Below are 1070 nucleotides of genomic sequence, written 5' to 3'. Positions count from 1 at the left end.
TTACGATCAGTGACGGAAATGGCGGCAGTGCTACCGTAATTGTCAATATCACCGTATCACCAGTAAACGATGCCCCGACAGGAACCGGTGATGCTAAAACCACCAATGAAGATACCCCTGTAAATGGCACAGTGACCGGCACAGACACGGACGGTGATCATCTTACTTTTACGAAAGCCTCTGATCCTTCCAATGGCGCTGTAGTGGTGAATGTTGACGGTACTTACATTTACACGCCGGATACTGACTATCAGGGCTCCGATGACTTCACCATCACGATTAGCGACGGGAATGGTGGCAGCGCTGCCGTAACTGTCAATATTACCGTATCGCCGGTGAATGATGCTCCCGCCGGAACTGGCGATACTCAGACCACCAATGAAGAAACGCCTGTTAGTGGCAGGGTAACCGGTACGGATGCAGACGGTGATCGGCTTACATTCACGAAAGCAGCTGATCCGGCCAATGGTACCGCAACAGCAAATGCTGACGGTACTTATACCTACACCCCGAACGCTAACTATCAAGGTTCCGATAACTTTACCATCACGATCAGTGACGGAAACAGCGGGATCACAACCGTAACCGTGAACATCACCGTTTCCCCCGTCAATGATGCACCCACAGGAACTGGCGATACCCGGACGACCAATGAAGATACGCCGGTAAGCGGCACCGTGACCGGGGCTGATTTGGATGGGGACAATCTCACTTTTACCGGCATGACCGGCCCTTCCAACGGGACAGTTGCTGTTGCGGCAAACGGTGGCTATACCTACACGCCAAATGTCGACTATAAAGGACCGGATAGTTTTACCATATCCATCAGCGATGGAAACGGCGGGACAGTAACGGTGCCTGTAAATATCACCGTGCTTCCTGTTAATGATGTTCCTGCCGGGAATGGCGATAATCGGACCACCAGTGAAGACCTGCCATTAAATGGAACAGTAACCGGGTCGGATATTGATGGAGATCAACTTATTTTTACGAAAACTACGGATCCCCGCAATGGTACGGTAGTGGTGAATGCTGACGGTACTTATACTTACACGCCGAATGCAGATTAT

Annotated in this window: 1 protein-coding gene; it reads left to right on the top strand. The window is 50.8% G+C overall.

Annotated features, from left to right (window positions below; all coding sequences use genetic code 11):
- Window positions 1-1070 (top strand): Ig-like domain-containing protein (locus R3I13_RS26960; protein WP_346321109.1); only part of this gene is annotated, 1070 nt, incomplete at both ends.

Source organism: Chitinophaga sp. YIM B06452 (assembly GCF_039655965.1).
In the GTDB taxonomy this organism is placed as follows: Bacteria; Bacteroidota; Bacteroidia; order Chitinophagales; family Chitinophagaceae; genus Chitinophaga.
This window is presented reverse-complemented; position numbering and strand designations above follow the sequence as displayed.